The organism is Solibacillus sp. iso_87 (assembly GCF_056173085.1).
In genome coordinates, this window is the sequence record NZ_CM149656.1 from 99950 (window position 1) to 120000 (window position 20051).

Here is a 20051-nt window from a genome sequence, read left to right on the forward strand (position 1 = left end):
AAAGGAGGAATCTACTCATGATTCAAAATGACATCGAAAAAATTATGATTACAGAAGAACAAATCCAGGAACGTATTAAAGAGCTTGGCGCTCAACTGACAGAGGAATACAAAGACATGTTCCCATTAGCTGTCGGGGTGCTAAAAGGTGCAATGCCATTTATGACGGATCTGATGAAACGTTTCGATTCTTATGTAGAGCTGGACTTTATGGATGTTACTTCATATGGGAATGCAACTGTTTCATCCGGGGAAGTAAAAATTCTTAAAGACTTAAATACAAGTGTGGAAGGTCGCGATGTCATTATTATTGAAGACATTATCGACAGTGGTTTAACGTTAAGCTATTTAGTAGATTTATTTAAATACCGTAAAGCAAAATCGATTAAAATCGTAACGTTACTGGATAAGCCATCTGGTCGTAAAGTGGAATTGAATGCAGACGTTGTTGGCTTCGAAGTTCCGGACGGTTTTGTTGTAGGCTACGGTTTAGATTATGCAGAGAAATATCGTAACTTACCTTACATTGGAATTTTAAAACGTGAAGTATACTCATTTTAATATTTTCTAGATTGTACAAACCTTCAATTTTGAGGCAAGCATCCAGACATAAGTAGTAAATGAGCGCATTTTGTCATAATTCGTTTTAACGTTTAAAATGTGCGGTGCTTTTTATTGTATGAAAATTTCAACGTATGTTAAGATTTTACTTATAGTTTTTCTGTAACGTTGTGAGGAGGCTGGGGATGAATCGAATATTTCGATACACCATATTTTATTTACTAATATTTCTCGTGATTATCGGGATTTTTGGAACATTTAATGGTGGAAAAAAGACAACTGAAAACCTTGATTACTATGCGTTTTTTGAGGCTTTAGAGAGCAATGAGATTGCTTCTATGGATATACAGCCTGAAAGAGGCGTGTATAAAATTGTAGGTCAGATGAGAGGCGCTGAAGAAGGCGAAACTTTCACAGTAAACGTTTTACAAAATGACCAAACTTCTGTAGACCGCATTCTGCAAATTGAAGAACAAGTTGCAAACGGCGAATATCCAGGAGTGGAAATTTTAGAACAACCGCAAACAAGTGGGTTCGTAACATTCCTTACGAGCATCATTCCATTTGTCATCATTATTATTTTATTCTTCTTCTTACTAAGCCAATCGCAAGGTGGCGGTAATAAGGTGATGAACTTCGGGAAGTCAAAAGCAAAACTATTTGATGACACGAAGAAAAAAGTTCGTTTCAATGACGTGGCAGGTGCTGACGAAGAGAAACAAGAACTAGTTGAAGTAGTAGATTTCTTAAAAGATCACCGTAAATTCACTGATATCGGTGCACGTATTCCAAAAGGGATTCTATTAGTAGGTCCTCCAGGTACAGGTAAAACATTACTTGCACGTGCTGTTGCCGGTGAAGCGGGCGTACCATTCTTCTCGATTTCAGGTTCTGATTTCGTAGAGATGTTCGTCGGTGTCGGTGCATCTCGTGTTCGTGACTTATTTGAAAACGCTAAGAAAAATGCCCCATGTATCATTTTCATCGATGAGATTGATGCAGTAGGTCGTCAACGTGGTGCAGGTCTTGGTGGTGGACACGATGAGCGTGAACAAACATTAAACCAATTACTAGTTGAAATGGATGGTTTCGGTGCAAACGAAGGTATTATTATCATCGCTGCAACAAACCGCCCGGATATTCTAGATAAAGCATTATTACGTCCTGGTCGTTTTGACCGTCAAATTACAGTTGGTCACCCAGACGTAAAAGGCCGTGAAGCAATCCTTAAAGTACATGCACGCAATAAGCCGTTATCAGATACAGTTGATTTGGCTGCTGTTGCACAACGTACACCAGGATTCTCAGGTGCAGATTTAGAAAACCTGTTAAACGAAGCAGCGCTTGTAGCAGCCCGTAAAAACAAAAAAACAATTAACATGGCTGATATTGATGAAGCTTCTGACCGCGTAATTGCCGGTCCTGCAAAAGCAAGCCGTGTATACTCTCCAAAAGAGAAAAAGCTTGTTGCATTCCATGAAGCTGGTCACGTAGTTGTCGGTCTTGAATTGGATGAAGCAGACACTGTTCATAAAGTAACGATTGTCCCACGTGGTCAAGCTGGTGGTTATGCCATCATGTTACCGAAAGAAGAGCGCTTCTTCACAACAAAGCAAGAGTTACTTGACCGTATTGCCGGATTACTTGGCGGACGTGTTGCGGAGGAAATTGTACTTGGCGAAGTATCAACAGGTGCACATAATGACTTCCAGAAAGTAACGAGCATTGCACGTGCAATGGTAACAGAATACGGAATGAGCAATAGTCTTGGGGCAGTTCAATACGGTTCAAACCAAGGCGGCAACCCATTCTTAGGTCGTGATTTCGGTTCAGACCAAAACTATTCTGATACAGTAGCATATGAAATTGATAAAGAAGTTCAGCGTATCGTTGATGAGCAATATGCTCGTACGAAACGTATTTTAACAGAGCGTCGTGATTTACTAGATTTAGTCGCAAATACGTTAATTGAAAAAGAAACGTTAAATGCTCAGCAAATCGAACATTTACGCGACCACGGAATATTACCTCCTGAAGAGGCGGTAGTAGAATCAGAGCTTCCAAAAGAACAAAAAGAAGCAACACCAACAATTGAAACTGCTGGTAATGTTTCGATCAATGAAGAAGTTCAAGGTGAAAAGAAATCACCAACAGTTGAAGATTTACCGAAAGACGTTTCAGATGATCGCCCGCAAGGCATCGATGAAGACCGTCCAAAATAATACAACGAAACTGACTATTTCCTGGGAAAAGGAGATAGTCAGTTTTTTCTTCTTAATATGTTGCCTTTTGACATAACGGGAGATGATTAAAATGGAGGGCGCAGAGTCTAGTAGGAAAGCGTCTGTCCGCTTGACAAATCAACGGATGTTGTTGAAAGGGAAGGATTGCCGGCTAAAAATACTGAATACTGTATAGTAGATGGCCAAATATGGTATGATTTTTTTCAGAACAGGAAAAGTAGGTGCCACTTGTGATTTTAGTAATGAATGCAGGTAACTCCAATATCATTTTAGGAATTTATCATCAGGATAAACTTATCCATCATTGGCGGACAGAAACAAACATACGAAAAACTGAAGATGAATATGCGATGCAATTTAAGGCGTTTTTTGCTCACGAAGGCATTTCATTTGAACAAGTAAAAGGGATTATTATATCCTCAGTTGTGCCACCTATCATGTTTGCACTTGAATTAATGTGTAAAAAATATTTTAATATCCAGCCTTTAATTGTAGGGCCCGGTGTAAAAACAGGCTTGAATATAAAGTATGAAAATCCGCGTGAAGTTGGTTCAGACCGTATCGTGAATGCGGTTGCCGCATTACAGCAATATAGCGGCAGACCACTAATTATTATCGATTTTGGTACAGCGATTACGTATTGCTTTATTAATGAGCGCGGCGATTATGTTGGGGGCGCCATTGCACCCGGTATTGCCATTTCAACAGAGGCGCTCTATACACGTGCTGCCAAACTACCTCGCATAGAAATTGCCCATACATCACAAGTTGTGGCAAAAAATACGGTAGCTGCTATGCAAGCAGGTGTTTTTTACGGTTTTTTAGGACAAGTAGAAGGCATCGTCAGTCGTATGAAGGCTCAAAGTAAAGAAGAGCCCCTCGTAATTGCAACTGGCGGGCTGGCAAAGTTAATCGCTAATGAAACCCAGATGATTGATGTCGTCGATCCATTTTTGACACTCAAGGGACTTGCGACGATTTATAAAAGAAATCAATAGAAAAGAGGAATTTCAACATGAAAGACTACTTAGTAAGAGGAATTGCATATGACGGACAAGTTCGTGCATTTGCAACAAATACAACTGAAACTGTAGGAGAAGCACAACGTCGTCATAATACATGGCCCGTCGTATCTGCTGCACTAGGCCGTTCAATGACAGCATCTGTAATGATGGGTGCGATGTTAAAAGGGGACGACAAAATTACGGTAAAAGTCGAAGGGGACGGTCCAATCGGTCCAATGGTTATCGATGCAGATGCTAAAGGTGATGTGCGCGGCTTCGTAACAAACCCACATGTTCACTTTGAATTAAATGAACAAGGAAAATTGGATGTACGTGCAGGTGTCGGTTCTCAGGGTGCACTGACAGTTGTTAAAGACTTAGGTTTACGTGATATGTTCTCAGGTCAAACACCGATTGTCTCAGGAGAAATCGCTGAAGACTTCACATACTACTTCGCTTCATCTGAACAGGTACCTTCTTCAGTAGGTTTAGGTGTATTAGTAAATCCTGATAATACAATTTTAGCTGCAGGTGGCTTTATCATTCAATTAATGCCAGGCTGTGATGAAGAAACGATCGAAGCAATTGAAAAACGTTTGTCTTCAATTGAGCCTGTATCAAAAATGATTGAAAAGGGATATTCACCTGAGCAGATTTTAGAGGCGGTATTAGGAGAAGGAAATGTTCAAATTCTTTCATCAATGCCTGTACAGTTCCAATGTCAATGTTCAAAAGAGCGTTTTGGTGCGGCAATTATCAGTTTAGGTGTCGGTGAGATTCAGGAAATGATTGACGAAGATGGTCAGGCAGAAGCGCAATGTCACTTCTGTTTAGAAAAGTACCACTTCGATAAAACTGAACTTGAAGGCTTTGTGAATGAAATCCAATCGTAATTTACACCAAACACCACAACCAACACAAAATAATTTACCGTACACACAACGACGCTTAAAAACAAAACCTACGTTAATGTTATTGCTGCTATTGTTAATCGGAAATCTATTTTGGTTTGTGTTATGGTTACTCCCATCTGATGAAAAATCATCAGAAAAAGAAGATGGCGGCGGCGAAAAAATTGCTGCCGTCGAGGGAGATCCAATTACACGCCAACAATGGCTTGCTGAAATGGAAAACCGATACGGAAAAGAAACATTGCAGAGTTTAGTAAATGAAGCTGTTATGGAAAAAGCGGCGAAAAAATATAAACTCGAAGTAAAAGAAGAAGAGATTGATTTAGAAATTGCCTTATTACGTTCGGCACAAGATTCAAACGATACAACTCTACATAGCTTATCTCCAGAACAACTGCGTCAAAAAATGCGTGCCCAACTCATCCTGGATAAAGTGCTAACAAATGATATTGTAGTGGAAGAGGACGAGGCGAAAAAATATTATGAAGACAATAAGTCGATTTATAATATTCCAACTACACACCGAACAAGTATGATTATCGTGAATTCAAAAGAGGACGCGGAACGGGTGGAAAAAGAGCTGAAGGACGGCTCTGATTTTGCGGTTCTGGCACGTGAGCATTCATTGGATACAGCTTCGGCTAGTTTAGGCGGCGATATTGGCTTTATTTCATCAAGTCAGTCGGCAGTCGATTCTGCAATTTTACCGGTAGTAGAAAAGCTGAAGGAAAAGGAGACTTCCAAACCATTTGTATTAAGCGATGGGCGCTATGCAATCGTCAAGGTTACAGAGAACATGGAAGGGCAGTCATTCAGCTTTGATGATGTAGAAGGTCATGTAAAACGCCAGCTCGCTTTAGAACAGCTGCCGCCCTCCATTACACCGGAAGCTTTCTGGGCAGAATTTGATGCAACATGGGTCTACGGAGAATCCAAAAATTAACGCAAGATTTTAGACAGGCAAGGACAGAAGTTGTTTTTAGTGAAAGAAGAACTTTTATTGAGAAACTGCTACTTAATAAAATTGATTGGAATGGAGGGGCGACGCCTGGGGGAATAGCGCGAGCCTGAAACTAGGAACAAAAGCTAAGAACGCCACGTCCTGTGGCAACGCTTTTGTGACCAACATCGTGTTGGTCTTGGCTCCCGGAAAGCGTCCCCGGAATGGAAATCAATTTTGCTGTCCCTGCTTTTTTTATAAAGCGAAATAGTCAGAAATTTCCCAAAAATTTTGTTTCAATTAATTGACAAGTAGTATTAAAAATTGATAAGATACAAATTAAGTAAAACCTATTGAATTGGTAGGGATTTGGAGAGGAATGGATAAAATGAGTAAATTAGCAAATTCAGTGGCGGACTTAGTAGGTCGCACACCAATCGTAAAATTAAACAATGCAACAAGTGAAAATGAAGGTACTGTTTACGTAAAACTTGAATACTTTAACCCAGGTTCTTCAGTAAAAGACCGTTTAGCTTTAGCTATGGTTGAAGCAGCAGAAAAAGACGGCACATTAAAGCCAGGCGGTACAATCATCGAGCCGACTTCTGGTAACACAGGTATAGGTTTAGCAATGATTGCTGCAGCAAAAGGCTATAAAGCAGTTTTAGTAATGCCTGAAACAATGTCATTAGAGCGCCGTAATCTTTTACGTGCTTATGGTGCTGAATTAGTTTTAACACCAGGTCCAGAAGGTATGAAAGGTGCAATTGCAAAAGCAGAAGAATTATCTAAATCAGAAGGCTACTTCTTGCCACAACAATTCAAAAACGAAGCAAACGCGGAAATTCACCGTTTAACAACAGGTCCTGAAATTGCGGAAGCATTCGAGCAAGATGGCTTAAAATTAGATGCATTTGTTGCAGGTGTAGGTACTGGCGGTACAATTACTGGTGCAGGTGAAGTATTAAAAAATAAATTCCCTGAAATCGAAATCATCGCTGTTGAGCCTAAAGATTCTCCAATTCTTTCAGGTGGTAACCCTGGCCCACATAAAATCCAAGGTATTGGTGCAGGTTTCATTCCGGACGTATTAAACACAGAAGTATATGATTCTGTATTACCGGTTGAAAACGAAACGGCATTCGAATATGCACGTAAAGTAGCGCGCGAAGAAGGTATTTTAGCTGGTATTTCTTCAGGGGCAGCGATTTACGCAGCAATCGAAACAGCAAAACGTTTAGGTAAAGGCAAAAACGTATTAGCGATTATCCCATCAAACGGAGAGCGCTACTTATCAACACCTTTATACCAATTTGAAGACTAATCAAAATTTATCTAAGAGATCTTTAAAAGCCATTTTGCGAGAATCACTCTCGTAAAATGGCTTTTTTTCTTAGAAACTGCTAAGTTAAAAATGGATTTTTACAGCGTTATCGAGTTTAATTAAGAAAAAGGTAAAGCAGGTGTAAATAGATGAAACAACTAGAAACACATACATTTTACATGACAAAAGATGAATTTTATTATAGTTTCCAGGAACAGACGGCAACGGAAAAACAGCGGGCGTTTATGGAAAGCGGTCGTGGAGGGCAATACTCAATCGCCGCATGGCAGCCTATTGCAACCGCAAAGTCAGTGGCTCAAGGTCTTGAACTGACTTGGAAAAGTGGAGAGACAAAGCTGAAAACAGGTGAAGCACTCGCGGAGCTGGAAAAAGTGATAGCCGAGTACAAGCTTGAAGCGAACCCGAAGCTTCCTGATTTCCAAGGTGGGGCAATTGGATTTATTTCATATGATTATGCGCGCACGATAGAATTCCTTCCAAATGAGGCGGAAGATGACTTAGAAGTACCGGATCTTTATTTTTATTTATTTGATCATTGGGCAGTACATAATGTCCAAACAGGTGAAGTGACATTGATGAAACTGGTTACTAGTGAAGTCGATTTACTTTCATGGCAAACGGATTGGCAACAGTATGCGGCAGTCGGGTTGGAAAAGCGTCATTTTAATCAGGAAACAGCGAAAAACATGCAGCAGGATGAAGCGGAATTACAAGTTTCTTTCAGCGGGGATGCATTTGAAGCTGCTATACATAAAATTCAGCACTATATTGGACAAGGTGATGTGTTTCAGGTGAACTTGTCTGTGCGTCAGGCAAAAAAGCTTTCGGCTGCACCGATTGCGATGTATGAGGCAGTTCGTTCGTTTAATCCTTCGCCGTATATGGCTTATATTGAAAGTGAAGATTTTGCGGTTGTTAGTGGCTCACCGGAGTTGCTTGTAAAACGTAAAGGGAATGAGCTTTCAACAAGACCGATTGCAGGAACACGTCCGCGCGGCGCATCTGAGGAGCAAGATTTAGCATTGGCCAATGAACTTATTGAACATGAAAAAGAACGCGCAGAACATGTCATGCTAGTTGATCTGGAACGCAATGATTTAGGACGGGTGAGCAAATACGGAACGGTGGAAGTAAATGAGTTTATGGTCATCGAGCATTACTCGCATGTTATGCATATTGTTTCGAATGTACGAGGGGAAATTGCGCAAGGGAAAACAAATGCGGATGTCATTCGGGCAATGTTCCCGGGTGGAACGATTACAGGGGCACCGAAAATCCGTACGATGGAAATTATTGAAGAACTTGAGCCGGTACGCCGTGGTCTATACACAGGATCGATCGGTTGGATCGGCTATACAGGCGACTTGGAATTAAATATTGTTATCCGTACAGCGTATATTCAAGATGGCATTGCGTACATTCAGGCGGGTGCCGGAATAGTCATCGATTCGATTCCGGAAAACGAGTATGTTGAGTCAATGAATAAAGCGAAAGCAATGTGGCAGGCAAAAGCGATGGCAGAAGAGGTGAGCAAATGATTTTAATGATTGATAACTATGATTCGTTTACATATAACTTAGTGCAATACTTCGGTGAGTTCGGCCATGAGCTGGTCGTAAAGCGCAATGACGAAATTACGGTAGAAGAAATCGAAAAGCTCCGTCCGATGATGCTTGTTATTTCACCAGGGCCTTGTACACCAAATGATGCGGGGGAAAGTCTTCGTATTATCGAGCATTTCGCAGATAAGCTTCCGATTCTAGGTGTGTGCTTAGGTCATCAGGCAATTGCACAAGTGTTTGGCGGCGATGTTGTGCGTGCAGAGAGATTGATGCACGGGAAAACTTCACCTGTTCTTCATAATGGGATTGGTCTGCATAAAAAGAATGCTAACCCGTTTTTAGCAACGCGTTATCATTCGCTGATCGTAGAACCTACAACATTACCGGAATGTCTGGAAGTGACGGCTTGGACAGAGGAAGGCGAAATTATGGGTCTGCGTCATAAACAGTATCCGATTGAAGGGGTTCAATATCATCCGGAATCGATTATGACTGAAGACGGCAAGCAGCTGTTACGAACATTTATTGAGACGTATTGTTAGGAGGAATGGACAATGCTTTGTTGGATGAATGGCCAGTATATCGATGAACAGGATTTGAAAATTTCCCCGTTTGATCACGGCTTTTTATATGGACTCGGTTTTTTTGAAACGTTTCGGACGTATGAGGGGAAGGCTGTCTATTTGCATGAACATTTCAGCCGCCTGCTGGAAGCGCTAAAAGAATACCGTATTCATTTTCCATATCCGCTAAAGAACATAGAAGAGGTCATTGAAAAGCTCAATGCACAGGATGGCAAAGAAGGGTATTTCCGTTTAAATGTATCGGCTGGTGTGCATCCGATTGGACTTGCTCCGTCAGAATATAACGAACCAACCGTTATTCTGTTTCGTAAAGAACTGCCGAATATGGTGCGCGGTACAGAAAAAGAAGCGGTCTGGCTGAAAACAGCGCGTAATTCCCCTGAACAGCAGATTCGCTATAAAAGTCATCATTACGGCAATAATGTTCGAGCGCGCCTAGAATTGCCGAGTTTGGCGACACAAGAAGGTTTCTTTACTGATCAGGACGGTGTTGTTGCAGAAGGTATTACGTCAAACGTCTTTTGGATAAAAGATGGTATACTGTATACGCCTTCTACTAATTTAGGTATTTTACCGGGCATTACCCGAAAAATAGTCCTTCAACTCGCTGACGAACTCCAAATCCCGGTCCGAGAAGGCCGCTTTATGGCATGGGAATTGGAACAGGCGGATGAATGCTTTGTTACAACAGCTGTACAGGAGCTTGTACCGATTTCCCGTATTGGGAAGGTACAGTTTGCCGGCAGTGAAGGCAGACTTTATAAAAAGCTGCATCAACAATATTTACAAAAAATCATTACGCGTTTAGGAGACCGTCATGTTAGAAAACTATAAAGTACTCACATTAAATGGAATTGAACTGGATTTTCGCAAAGAAACATTCGTGATGGGCATTTTAAATGTAACACCGGACTCATTTTCTGATGGCGGCAAGTTCAATTCGGTTGAAAAAGCCGTTGCCCAGGCGAAAAAAATGGTGGCAGATGGAGCGAAAATTATCGATGTCGGCGGAGAATCTACACGCCCTGGCTATATTCGAATTTCCGATGAGGAGGAAATTGCACGTGTCGTACCGGTAATTCGAGCGCTTCTAAAAGAAGTACATGCGATTATTTCAATTGATACGTATAAATCAAATGTTGCGCGTGCCGCAATTGAAGCAGGTGCACATATAATTAATGATATATGGGGCGCAAAAGCGGATCCGGAAATGGCAAATGTTGCAGCAGAACTGGATGTGCCGATTATTTTAATGCATAACCGTCTGTCTGATCAGTACGATAACTACTTTGCCGATTATATGGCAGATATGCAGGAAAGTATTGCGATTGCAAAAGCAGCGGGAGTACGTGACGAGCATATTTTCCTTGATCCTGGCATCGGTTTTGTGAAAAGTCTAAGTGAAAGTATTGAAACGATGCAGCGCCTCGATGAGCTTGTTGCATTAGGATATCCGGTATTGCTTGCGACATCACGCAAGCGTATGATTGGGTCAATTTTAGAATTACCTGTAGAGGAACGAGTGGAAGGGACAGCCGCTACTTGTGCATTTGGTGTCCAAAAGGGCTGCCATATGATGCGTGTTCATGATGTAAAGGAAGTGGCGCGTACAGTGAAAATGATGGATGCGCTTGTAGGGAAATTTGAAGTACAAGGTGAATTGGCACCGAGACATTAAGGAGTTTGCAATGGATTATATTCATTTAAAAGAAATGCAGTTTTTTGGTTATCACGGTGTATTACCGGAAGAGAACGTATTAGGACAACGCTTTCGGGCCAATGTTTCGCTTGCTGTTGACATGAAGCGGGCGGGTGAGACGGATGAGCTGAATCATACGGTAAGCTATGTTGGCGTTTATGATATTTGTAAAGAAGTGATTGAAGGTAAACCGTATAAATTAATTGAAGCGGTTGCGGAAAAAGTTGCTTCAAGTATTTTAACGCAGTATGAAGGTCAGATTTTTGGGTGCCGCGTCGAAATTATTAAGCCAGATCCTCCAATTCCGGGACATTATAAAGAAGTCGCAGTCGAAATTACAAGAGGGCAATTCGTATGACGACGTTAGCATATTTATCGATTGGTACGAATATCGGTGAGCGTGAGCAAAACTTGCAGGACGCGGTAAAGCTGCTCATTGCACATGAGGCCATTTCAGTAACAGCGATTTCTTCAATTTACGAAACAGCAGCAGTTGGTTATACAGACCAGGCCGATTTTTTAAATATTGCCGTTGCTCTTGAAACGGAGCTTGATGCCTATGAGCTTCTTGCGCAATGCCAAAAAATCGAAAATGATCTTGGTCGCGTTCGTGAATTCCGCTGGGGACCGCGAATTATCGATTTGGACATTTTGTTGTATGGGCGAAAACAGTATGATACAGAAAAATTAACGATTCCACATCCTCGTATGTATGAGCGTGCATTCGTGCTTGTACCGTTAGAAGAGATTATGACGCAAAACTATGATATGCTTGTAGGCGTGCAAAAAGCGTTACATGCACTTGATATAGAGAAAGAAGGCGTCAATCTGTGGAAGGAAATCAATACGGTCGCAGAATTCGTGCCTTTCGAAAACTGAAACGAATTCAGCAAACCGAATTTGCAAAACATATTGGTATATCTGTAACAATTTTAGGACGTATTGAACGAGGCGAGAAAAATGCCTCTGAAGAACAACTTCAAACAATTGCAGATGTATTACAAATAGATATTAACGAATTAAAAGGTGAATAACCTAGTGGAGGGAACATAAAGGTGTCAAACATCGACCAAAAGCCATTCCAAATAGGCGATATTATTATGGATAACCGTGTCGTTCTTGCCCCGATGGCTGGAATTTGCAACTCGGCTTTCCGTTTAACTGTAAAAGAGTTTGGTGCAGGATTAGTGTATGCCGAAATGATCAGTGATAAAGCGTTGAATATCCGCAACAAAAAAACATTGGACATGCTTTATATCGATGAGCGCGAAAATCCGATGACACTACAAATTTTCGGAGGAGACAAAGAAAATTTAGTAGAGGCAGCGAAGTTTGTAGACAAACACACAACAGCGGACATTATCGATATCAATATGGGGTGTCCTGTAAACAAAATTATTAAATGTGAAGCTGGCGCAAAGTGGCTTCTTGATCCGAACAAAATTTACGAAATGGTTTCAGCTGTTGTCGATGCAGTCAATAAGCCAGTTTCAGTAAAAATGCGTATCGGTTGGGATGAAGAGCGTGTATTCGCTGTAGAAAATGCCCAAGCAGCAGAACGTGCAGGTGCTGCCGCTATTGCAATGCATGGCCGAACACGTGTGCAAATGTATGAAGGTAAGGCAAACTGGGATGTCTTAGCTGAAGTGAAGAAAAATATTAGCATCCCGTTTATCGCAAATGGGGATGTGGAAACACCGGAAGATGCAAAGCGCATTCTGGAACATACGAATGCAGACGCGGTTATGATTGGTCGTGCTGCTTTAGGGAATCCGTGGATGATCTATCAAACGGTGAAATACTTGGAATCAGGTATTCAAATTCCAGAGCCTTCTATTCGTGAAAAGATGGATGTTTGTTTACTTCATTTTGAACGTCTAAAAGCACTTAAAGGTGAAAAAGTAGCGGTAAGAGAAATGCGTAAACATGCATCATGGTATTTAAAAGGAATTCGCGGAAACGGGAAAATTCGTAATGCCATCAATTTAACAGAGACTGAGCAAGATTTACGTATACTTTTAAACAGTGTTGCAGATGAATACGAAGAAGAAGCGGTTATTGTATAAACAGTAGTGAAAGGCATCAGCTGATGATGCCTTTTTGTTATGTAAAGAAAAAGCGCTTAACAGAATTATCTGATATTTAAAATTAATTCGAAACAGGTGAATCGCTAAAAGAAATGCTGTACAATGGAAATATTATGGACTATTGTGCCGTTTTGGAGCGCAAAAACATTAAGGAGTGAAATACGTGTCAAATATCGAAGAATTAAACGACCAACTTTTGGTGAGACGCCAGAAGATGACAGATATTCGCGAAAACGGTATGGACCCATTCGGCAGCCGTTTTGAACGCACACATTTATCGAACGAAGTTATTGCAGAAAATGAGCAATTTGATAAAGAACAATTAGAAGAAAATCCACGTCAAGTTGTAATCGCTGGACGTATTATGACAAAGCGCGGTAAAGGTAAAGCAGGTTTTGCGCATATCCAGGACTTAGCAGGCCAAATCCAAATTTATGTACGTAAAGATGCAATCGGTGAAGAAGCATATGAATTATTCAACAAAGCAGATCTTGGGGATATCGTAGGGGTAAAAGGAAACGTATTCCGTACGCAAGTTGGAGAGCTATCTGTTAAAGCGACAGAGTTCACTTTCCTAACAAAAGCGTTACGTCCGTTACCTGATAAATTCCACGGCCTGACAGATGTAGAACAACGCTACCGTCAACGCTATGTAGACTTAATGACAAACGATGAATCAAAAACAACATTCATCCAACGTTCAAAAATCATCCGTGCAATCCGCAACTATTTAGATAACAATGGTTATTTGGAAGTTGAAACACCAATGTTGCATACAATTGCAGGTGGTGCGGCGGCTCGTCCGTTCATTACACACCACAATGCATTGGATATGGAATTATATATGCGTATCGCTATCGAGCTGCATTTAAAACGTTTAATCGTTGGCGGCTTGGAAAAAGTGTATGAAATCGGCCGTGTATTCCGTAACGAAGGTATTTCAACTCGTCACAATCCGGAATTTACAATGATTGAATTATATGAAGCGTATGCAGACTATAACGATATTATGGATTTAACAGAAAACCTTATTGCACATGTAGCACAAGACGTTCTTGGTACGACATCTGTACAATACGGTGAAGATACAATTGAATTAGGTGTTGGCTGGAAACGTGTGCATATGGTAGATGCAGTTAAAGAAGCAACAGGTGTAGACTTCTGGGCACCGATGACTGTAGAAGAAGCACGCAAACATGCTGCTGAACACGGTGTGGAAATTAAAGATGCACACGAAGTAGGTCACATCATCAATGAATTCTTTGAGCAAAAAGTAGAAGAAACATTAGTACAACCTACTTTCGTAACAGGTCACCCAGTGGAAATTTCTCCATTAGCGAAGAAAAATCCTGAAGACCCACGCTTCACGGACCGTTTTGAGCTATTTATCGTTCGCCGTGAGCATGCAAATGCCTTCACAGAATTAAATGATCCAATTGATCAACGTGAGCGTTTCGAAGCTCAAATGGCCGAAAAAGAAGCAGGAAATGACGAAGCACATGAAATGGATAATGATTTCATCGAAGCATTAGAATACGGTATGCCGCCAACTGGTGGTTTAGGTATCGGTATCGACCGTTTAGTAATGTTATTAACGAACTCACCATCAATTCGTGATGTTTTATTATTCCCGACAATGCGCCATACAACGAAATAAGTTTAGTTTAAAAAGAGCCCTGCGTTATTCGCAGGGCTCTTTTCTTTATTATAGAAAGAAGGGTGTATTGACTTGTTTGTGGTGAGCGGTGAGAGTGTGTTGGGGGTTAGGGTTATAGAAGGATAGAAAGAGATAAGGGAGCTATTAGGCCTTCCTTTCTATATGTATTGGAAAGGAATCAAGAGAAGCAATATAGTTTAATAAAAAGTATAATATTTTTTGAAATAACTATTGCAATATAGTTGTAGGGGTGGTATATTATTTCTTGTCGCTAAAACGTGACGCAATAAATTACAAAGTTCTTTACTTTTCGACTTTAGAGTGGTAAAGTATAAGAGTTACCGAATTTACAGTGAAATATGAGTTAAAACTTTTTGAAAAAAGTTGTTGACATTCACATCGCATAAATGGTAAGATATAAAAGTTGTCACAACGACAACGCAATGAACCTTGAAAACTGAACAAGCAACGTTAATGAAACAAGCTTCTTAAATGAAGCAAACAATAGATTTCAACTTCTAACGAAGTTGGATCGCTAGCAAAGCAAATGAGCTTTCAAACTACTTTTATGGAGAGTTTGATCCTGGCTCAGGACGAACGCTGGCGGCGTGCCTAATACATGCAAGTCGAGCGGAAATTTTATTGGTGCTTGCACCTTTAAAATTTTAGCGGCGGACGGGTGAGTAACACGTGGGTAACCTACCTTATAGATTGGGATAACTCCGGGAAACCGGGGCTAATACCGAATAATACTTTTTAACACATGTTTGAAAGTTGAAAGACGGCATCTCGCTGTCACTATAAGATGGACCCGCGGCGCATTAGCTAGTTGGTGAGGTAACGGCTCACCAAGGCAACGATGCGTAGCCGACCTGAGAGGGTGATCGGCCACACTGGGACTGAGACACGGCCCAGACTCCTACGGGAGGCAGCAGTAGGGAATCTTCCACAATGGACGAAAGTCTGATGGAGCAACGCCGCGTGAGTGAAGAAGGATTTCGGTTCGTAAAACTCTGTTGCAAGGGAAGAACAAGTAGCGTAGTAACTGGCGCTACCTTGACGGTACCTTGTTAGAAAGCCACGGCTAACTACGTGCCAGCAGCCGCGGTAATACGTAGGTGGCAAGCGTTGTCCGGAATTATTGGGCGTAAAGCGCGCGCAGGTGGTTCCTTAAGTCTGATGTGAAAGCCCCCGGCTCAACCGGGGAGGGTCATTGGAAACTGGGGAACTTGAGTGCAGAAGAGGATAGTGGAATTCCAAGTGTAGCGGTGAAATGCGTAGAGATTTGGAGGAACACCAGTGGCGAAGGCGACTGTCTGGTCTGTAACTGACACTGAGGCGCGAAAGCGTGGGGAGCAAACAGGATTAGATACCCTGGTAGTCCACGCCGTAAACGATGAGTGCTAAGTGTTGGGGGGTTTCCGCCCCTCAGTGCTGCAGCTAACGCATTAAGCACTCCGCCTGGGGAGTACGGTCGCAAGACTGAAACTCAAAGGAATTGACGGGGGCCCGCACAAGCGGTGGAGCATGTGGTTTAATTCGAAGCAACGCGAAGAACCTTACCAGGTCTTGACATCCCGGTGACCACTATGGAGACATAGTTTCCCCTTCGGGGGCAACGGTGACAGGTGGTGCATGGTTGTCGTCAGCTCGTGTCGTGAGATGTTGGGTTAAGTCCCGCAACGAGCGCAACCCTTATTCTTAGTTGCCATCATTCAGTTGGGCACTCTAAGGAGACTGCCGGTGATAAACCGGAGGAAGGTGGGGATGACGTCAAATCATCATGCCCCTTATGACCTGGGCTACACACGTGCTACAATGGACGGTACAAACGGTTGCCAACCCGCGAGGGGGAGCTAATCCGATAAAACCGTTCTCAGTTCGGATTGTAGGCTGCAACTCGCCTACATGAAGCCGGAATCGCTAGTAATCGCGGATCAGCATGCCGCGGTGAATACGTTCCCGGGCCTTGTACACACCGCCCGTCACACCACGAGAGTTTGTAACACCCGAAGTCGGTGAGGTAACCTTTTGGAGCCAGCCGCCGAAGGTGGGATAGATGATTGGGGTGAAGTCGTAACAAGGTAGCCGTATCGGAAGGTGCGGCTGGATCACCTCCTTTCTAAGGATTTTTCGGAATCATTCCCTTGGGGAATGAAACATTAACGGTTGCTGTTCAGTTTTGAAGGTTCATTCTTAAATGAATGGAACACTTCAAAACACTCGTTCTTTGAAAACTGGATAAAACGACATTGAAAGCAATAAATCAAATTTCTATTTTATAGATTTTTAAACAAGTCAAGCAATTGACGTGTAAACTTAAATCTTGGATTATATCCAAGTGTTAACTTTTGGTTAAGTTAATAAGGGCGCACGGTGGATGCCTTGGCACTAGGAGTCGATGAAGGACGGCACTAACACCGATATGCCTCGGGGAGCTGTAAGTAAGCTTTGATCCGGGGATTTCCGAATGGGGGAACCCACTATCTTTAATCGGATAGTATCTTCACGTGAATTCATAGCGTGTTGAAGACAGACGCAGGGAACTGAAACATCTAAGTACCTGCAGGAACAGAAAGAAAATTCGATTCCCTGAGTAGCGGCGAGCGAAACGGGAAGAGCCCAAACCAAAGAGCTTGCTCTTTGGGGTTGTAGGACACTCTATACGGAGTTACAAAAGAATGAACTAGACGAAGCGACTTGGAAAGGTCCGCGAAACGAGGTAAAAGCCCTGTAGTCAAAAGTTCATTCCCTCCAGAGTGGATCCTGAGTACGGCGGAACACGTGAAATTCCGTCGGAATCCGGGAGGACCATCTCCCAAGGCTAAATACTACCTAGTGACCGATAGTGAACCAGTACCGTGAGGGAAAGGTGAAAAGCACCCCGGAAGGGGAGTGAAATAGATCCTGAAACCGTGTGCCTACAAGTAGTTAGAGCCCGTTAATGGGTGATAGCGTGCCTTTTGTAGAATGAACCGGCGAGTTACGATTACGTGCGAGGTTAAGTTGAGAAGACGGAGCCGCAGCGAAAGCGAGTCTGAATAGGGCGAATTAGTACGTGGTCGTAGACCCGAAACCAGGTGATCTACCCATGTCCAGGGTGAAGGTGAGGTAACACTCACTGGAGGCCCGAACCCACGCACGTTGAAAAGTGCGGGGATGAGGTGTGGGTAGCGGAGAAATTCCAATCGAACCTGGAGATAGCTGGTTCTCTCCGAAATAGCTTTAGGGCTAGCCTCGTGATTGAGAATACCGGAGGTAGAGCACTGTTTGGACTAGGGGGGCATCTCGCTTTACCGAATTCAGACAAACTCCGAATGCCGGATATTTATACACGGGAGTCAGACTGCGAGTGATAAGATCCGTAGTCAAGAGGGAAACAGCCCAGACCACCAGCTAAGGTCCCCAAGTAATCGTTAAGTGGAAAAGGATGTGGCGTTGCTTAGACAACCAGGATGTTGGCTTAGAAGCAGCCATCATTTAAAGAGTGCGTAATAGCTCACTGGTCGAGTGACGCTGCGCCGAAAATGTATCGGGGCTAAACGATTCACCGAAGCTGTGGATGCATACTTTGAGTATGCGTGGTAGGAGAGCGTTTTAACAGCGTTGAAGTCAGACCGGAAGGACTGGTGGAGCGGTTAGAAGTGAGAATGCCGGTATGAGTAGCGAAACATGGGTGAGAATCCCATGCACCGTATGACTAAGGTTTCCTGAGGAAGGCTCGTCCGCTCAGGGTTAGTCGGGACCTAAGCCGAGGCCGATAGGCGTAGGCGATGGACAACAGGTTGATATTCCTGTACCACCTCCTCACCGTTTGAGAAATGGGGGGACGCAGTAGGATAGGGTAAGCACGCCGTTGGTTGCGCGTGTTCAAGCAGTAAGGCGTGTATGTAGGCAAATCCGCATACTTTAACGTTGAGCTGTGATGACGAGCTCGTATGAGCGAAGTTCCTGATTTCACACTGCCAAGAAAAGCCTCTATCGAGGTGAGAGGTGCCCGTACCGCAAACCGACACAGGTAGTCGAGGAGAGAATCCTAAGGTGTGCGAGAGAACTCTCGTTAAGGAACTCGGCAAAATGACCCCGTAACTTCGGGAGAAGGGGTGCTTCTTTGGGTGCATAGCCTAGAGAAGCCGCAGTGAATAGGCCCAGGCGACTGTTTAGCAAAAACACAGGTCTCTGCAAAACCGTAAGGTGACGTATAGGGGCTGACGCCTGCCCGGTGCTGGAAGGTTAAGAGGAGCGGTTAGCGCAAGCGAAGCTGTGAATTGAAGCCCCAGTAAACGGCGGCCGTAACTATAACGGTCCTAAGGTAGCGAAATTCCTTGTCGGGTAAGTTCCGACCCGCACGAAAGGCGTAACGATCTGGGCACTGTCTCAACGAGAGACTCGGTGAAATTATAGTACCTGTGAAGATGCAGGTTACCCGCGACAGGACGGAAAGACCCCGTGGAGCTTTACTGTAGCCTGATATTGAATTTTGGTACAACTTGTACAGGATAGGTAGGAGCCAGAGATCTCGGAGCGCCAGCTTCGAAGGAGGCGTCGGTGGGATACTACCCTGGTTGTATTGAACTTCTAACCCATGCCCCTTAGCGGGGTAGGAGACAGTGTCAGGCGGACAGTTTGACTGGGGCGGTCGCCTCCTAAAAGGTAACGGAGGCGCCCAAAGGTTCCCTCAGAATGGTTGGAAATCATTCGTAGAGTGTAAAGGCATAAGGGAGCTTGACTGCGAGACCTACAAGTCGAGCAGGGTCGAAAGACGGGCTTAGTGATCCGGTGGTTCCGCATGGAAGGGCCATCGCTCAACGGATAAAAGCTACCCCGGGGATAACAGGCTTATCTCCCCCAAGAGTCCACATCGACGGGGAGGTTTGGCACCTCGATGTCGGCTCATCGCATCCTGGGGCTGTAGTCGGTCCCAAGGGTTGGGCTGTTCGCCCATTAAAGCGGTACGCGAGCTGGGTTCAGAACGTCGTGAGACAGTTCGGTCCCTATCCGTCGTGGGCGTAGGAAATTTGAGAGGAGCTGTCCTTAGTACGAGAGGACCGGGATGGACATACCGCTGGTGTACCAGTTGTCTTGCCAAAGGCATCGCTGGGTAGCTATGTATGGACGGGATAAGTGCTGAAAGCATCTAAGCATGAAGCCCCCCTCAAGATGAGATTTCCCATTACGCAAGTAAGTAAGACCCCTGAAAGACGATCAGGTAGATAGGTTCGAGGTGGAAGTGCGGTGACGCATGCAGCTGACGAATACTAATCGGTCGAGGACTTAACCACATTTTATTGCGCAATTCAATGAAACGTTTATCCAGTTTTGAAAGAATGAAATTCATTAAAAAGTACTTGACGAATAGAAAAAGTATGATATAATGAATAATGTCTTTTAAAGAAAATAGTCTAGTGATGATGGCAAAGAGGTCACACCCGTTCCCATACCGAACACGGAAGTTAAGC

The 20051-nt window shown here is 43.2% G+C and carries 15 protein-coding genes and 3 rRNA genes (1 of these 18 cut by a window edge); all 18 read left to right on the top strand.

All coding sequences use genetic code 11. From position 1 onward, the window contains the following. Nucleotides 1–17 precede the first annotated feature (17 nt). Nucleotides 18–560 carry a hypoxanthine phosphoribosyltransferase gene (gene hpt, locus AC0VXV_RS00480; protein WP_251691524.1) on the top strand — a complete coding sequence of 181 codons (543 nt, stop codon included), beginning with the start codon at nucleotides 18–20 and terminating at the stop codon, nucleotides 558–560. Nucleotides 561–745: 185 nt separating this feature from the next. Further along, nucleotides 746–2782, top strand: coding sequence for an ATP-dependent zinc metalloprotease FtsH (ftsH, locus tag AC0VXV_RS00485; RefSeq protein WP_475529892.1), 2037 nt, complete (start codon nucleotides 746–748; stop codon nucleotides 2780–2782). 251 nt (nucleotides 2783–3033) lie between these two features. Beyond that, nucleotides 3034–3801 carry a type III pantothenate kinase gene (locus tag AC0VXV_RS00490; RefSeq protein WP_079523115.1) on the top strand — a complete coding sequence of 256 codons (768 nt, stop codon included), beginning with the start codon at nucleotides 3034–3036 and terminating at the stop codon, nucleotides 3799–3801. 17 nt (nucleotides 3802–3818) lie between these two features. Beyond that, a complete protein-coding gene (gene hslO / locus AC0VXV_RS00495) occupies nucleotides 3819–4700 on the top strand; it encodes an Hsp33 family molecular chaperone HslO (protein ID WP_475529893.1) in 882 nt (293 codons plus the stop codon). Continuing rightward, on the top strand, nucleotides 4684–5661 hold the full coding sequence (locus tag AC0VXV_RS00500; protein WP_475529894.1) for a peptidyl-prolyl cis-trans isomerase: 978 nt from the start codon (nucleotides 4684–4686) through the stop codon (nucleotides 5659–5661). Before hslO ends, AC0VXV_RS00500 begins: the two co-directional genes overlap by 17 nt. A 385-nt stretch (nucleotides 5662–6046) precedes the next feature. Next, nucleotides 6047–6982: a cysteine synthase A gene (gene cysK, locus AC0VXV_RS00505; RefSeq protein ID WP_475529895.1), complete on the top strand. Its 936-nt coding sequence runs from the start codon at nucleotides 6047–6049 to the stop codon at nucleotides 6980–6982. 149 nt (nucleotides 6983–7131) lie between these two features. After that, nucleotides 7132–8541 carry an anthranilate synthase component I family protein gene (locus tag AC0VXV_RS00510; RefSeq protein ID WP_475529896.1) on the top strand — a complete coding sequence of 470 codons (1410 nt, stop codon included), beginning with the start codon at nucleotides 7132–7134 and terminating at the stop codon, nucleotides 8539–8541. Then, nucleotides 8538–9107: an aminodeoxychorismate/anthranilate synthase component II gene (pabA, locus tag AC0VXV_RS00515; protein WP_475529897.1), complete on the top strand. Its 570-nt coding sequence runs from the start codon at nucleotides 8538–8540 to the stop codon at nucleotides 9105–9107. The genes AC0VXV_RS00510 and pabA overlap by 4 nt, the downstream gene beginning before the upstream one ends. A gap of 12 nt (nucleotides 9108–9119) precedes the next feature. Beyond that, nucleotides 9120–9983, top strand: a complete 864-nt coding sequence (pabC, locus tag AC0VXV_RS00520) for an aminodeoxychorismate lyase (protein ID WP_475529898.1) — start codon at nucleotides 9120–9122, stop codon at nucleotides 9981–9983. Further along, a complete protein-coding gene (gene folP / locus AC0VXV_RS00525; RefSeq protein ID WP_475529899.1) occupies nucleotides 9967–10827 on the top strand; it encodes a dihydropteroate synthase in 861 nt (286 codons plus the stop codon). The genes pabC and folP overlap by 17 nt, the downstream gene beginning before the upstream one ends. A gap of 10 nt (nucleotides 10828–10837) precedes the next feature. Next, entirely contained in the window at nucleotides 10838–11206 is a 369-nt protein-coding gene (folB, locus tag AC0VXV_RS00530) for a dihydroneopterin aldolase (RefSeq protein WP_475529900.1), read from the top strand. Then, nucleotides 11203–11727 carry a 2-amino-4-hydroxy-6-hydroxymethyldihydropteridine diphosphokinase gene (gene folK, locus AC0VXV_RS00535; protein ID WP_475529901.1) on the top strand — a complete coding sequence of 175 codons (525 nt, stop codon included), beginning with the start codon at nucleotides 11203–11205 and terminating at the stop codon, nucleotides 11725–11727. The genes folB and folK overlap by 4 nt, the downstream gene beginning before the upstream one ends. Further along, nucleotides 11679–11882 (top strand): helix-turn-helix domain-containing protein, encoded by a 204-nt coding sequence (locus AC0VXV_RS00540; RefSeq protein ID WP_475529902.1) that lies wholly within the window; start codon nucleotides 11679–11681, stop codon nucleotides 11880–11882. The genes folK and AC0VXV_RS00540 overlap by 49 nt, the downstream gene beginning before the upstream one ends. Before the next feature lie 21 nt (nucleotides 11883–11903). Beyond that, the gene (gene dusB / locus AC0VXV_RS00545; protein ID WP_475529903.1) at nucleotides 11904–12914 is read left to right on the top strand and encodes a tRNA dihydrouridine synthase DusB; all 1011 of its coding nucleotides are present in this window, start codon (nucleotides 11904–11906) and stop codon (nucleotides 12912–12914) included. Nucleotides 12915–13089: 175 nt separating this feature from the next. Continuing rightward, on the top strand, nucleotides 13090–14592 hold the full coding sequence (gene lysS, locus AC0VXV_RS00550) for a lysine--tRNA ligase (protein WP_413080052.1): 1503 nt from the start codon (nucleotides 13090–13092) through the stop codon (nucleotides 14590–14592). A 565-nt stretch (nucleotides 14593–15157) separates the two neighbouring features. After that, nucleotides 15158–16714: ribosomal RNA gene (locus AC0VXV_RS00555) — 16S ribosomal RNA — on the top strand. 231 nt (nucleotides 16715–16945) lie between these two features. Next, nucleotides 16946–19874 (top strand): 23S ribosomal RNA (locus tag AC0VXV_RS00560). 119 nt (nucleotides 19875–19993) lie between these two features. Then, a 5S ribosomal RNA gene (gene rrf / locus AC0VXV_RS00565) occupies nucleotides 19994–20051 on the top strand (it continues 58 nt past the right edge of the window). Together the 16S, 23S and 5S rRNA genes form the textbook arrangement of a ribosomal RNA operon.